Raw genomic sequence first — 1,723 nt, forward strand, 5'->3', positions numbered from 1 at the left:
TCCTCGGCCGGTGGGGGCGGGCTTCTGGCGAGGCGGCCGCGCGGAGGACTAGACACGGAGGAGGTATGAGGGGCGCGAAAGGGAGCCGCGCGGCCATGAACGGCACGCCTTGGGTCCGACTGCGCCTCTTTCGCCTCAATGGCGACCCGCAGGCTGCTGGCCGCGCGCGATACCCATGGATTGCAATGCTCGTGTGGCGGCCGCCAGGGTGGCTGCGGAGGCTGTCCGCCAGGCGGCCGAACAGGTTGGCAGGGCTGCGGAGGTCGGCGAGCTGGTCAATCTGGCCCAACTGGAGCTGGTGCCATGCCAATTGCTTATGGTGAACGCGTGTGCCATCGTTAGCACGTTCGAGCAGTGGTACAGCGGCGCTCGCGCCCTCACCGCTACGGCCGAGCAGTGCTCCATGGTCACGCACCTCTCCCTGGTGTTGGAGGGCGTGGCCATGCTGCTCCGCCAGGTCAACGCCCGTGACGCGAACGGCCAAGACCAGCCGCTGCTGCTGTTCGAAGGGCAACTGCGTCTCGTCTGCGGGCAGCTGCTCAACTGTGTGGGCGACCATCTGGAGTCTGAGCTCTTTTCGGTATCGCCTGTTGGGCAGCCTGAGTGGGAGATTGACTTTGGCGCAATCCAGTTCATGGTGGACAGAAACGGGCTCCTAACCTTGATTGGCAGGGGCGGGTTCGGGGCCGTGTACGCAAGCTCCTACCGCGGCTATGTCGTCGCGACCAAGGCACCCCAACCGAACGCGCGCAGACCCCTGAGCGCGGCGATGCGCACGAGGATCGCCGCGATGTTTGCCGCGGAGGCCGCCATCGGCTTCCCCTTGGTACACCCGAACATCGTGCGGACGTTCGGCGGCGCGCTGCATGACGACGTGCCGTATTTGGTCACGGAGCTTATCGACGGGTGGAGCCTGTACAACGCGCTGCACGAGCTACCTGCGGAGGCCATGGACGAGCAGCGTCTGTGGCAGATTGCGGCCGACATCGCGCGCGGGCTGACGTACCTGCACACATTCCGCCCGCAGGCCATCGTCCACCGCGACATCAAGCCCGCGAACATCATGCTGACGCGTGGGGGCCAGGCCAAGCTCATCGACTTTGGCCTGGCGTGCAAGAAGGACCACGGCGCCGACTGCCCTCCATCCTTCGCCGGCACCACTCGGTACATGGCGCCTGAGGTCGCTCGGAGGGAGCCCTTCAATGAGGCGAGCGACATCTACAGCTTCGGCGTCACTGTCGTCGAGATGTGGACGCGCAGGAAGCCGTGGGGCCACAAGAGTCCTGAAGCTACCCAGGCAATGGTGGTATCGAATGCGCTGCCGCCCGAGCTCGACGAATTGCCTGCAGATGGCGACCCTCGGATCGTTGCAATGAGTTGCCTCGAGATCTCGCCGCGGGATCGTCTGGCGGCTGTGGTTCTTGCTGCTCGTTGCGAGCTCGCTGCGGCCAGAGCGCAACCGGACATCGAACTCAGCCATGTGGCAGACCCAGACCCAAGGCACGATGCTTTGTCGCTGCGTGTGCCTGCCTCGCCGCTTCCTGCACTGCCCTGTTGACCATGTCTCACTTCGTGCAGCGACGGCGGTGGTCCAGCCCAGTAAGAGGACTCTCAGCGTCCGCCGCGGCGATTGTGCCTCCCCCCATAGCTGCCAGAACCCTCCCCTTTTCAATGGTTGTGTGAATGTGAGGCATGCTCGTGATCCATGGCGCACGCACGCACT

The 1,723-nt window shown here is 64.9% G+C and carries 1 protein-coding gene; it reads left to right on the forward strand.

The genetic code is table 11. The annotated features are described in order from the left end of the window. Positions 1 to 175 precede the first annotated feature (175 nt). Positions 176 to 1,558 carry a protein kinase gene (locus KIT86_RS25075; RefSeq protein ID WP_297403457.1) on the forward strand — a complete coding sequence of 461 codons (1,383 nt, stop codon included), beginning with the start codon at positions 176 to 178 and terminating at the stop codon, positions 1,556 to 1,558. The last annotated feature ends 165 nt before the right edge of the window (positions 1,559 to 1,723 follow it).

Source organism: Hydrogenophaga sp. (assembly GCF_026125825.1).
GTDB lineage: Bacteria > Pseudomonadota > Gammaproteobacteria > Burkholderiales > Burkholderiaceae_C > Hydrogenophaga.

What these genes read in the sequence shown, in the direction of transcription:
- KIT86_RS25075 (WP_297403457.1), top strand. Translation starts at nt 176, where the DNA reads ATGGATTGCAATGCTCGTGTGGCGGCCGCCAGGGTGGCTGCGGAGGCT.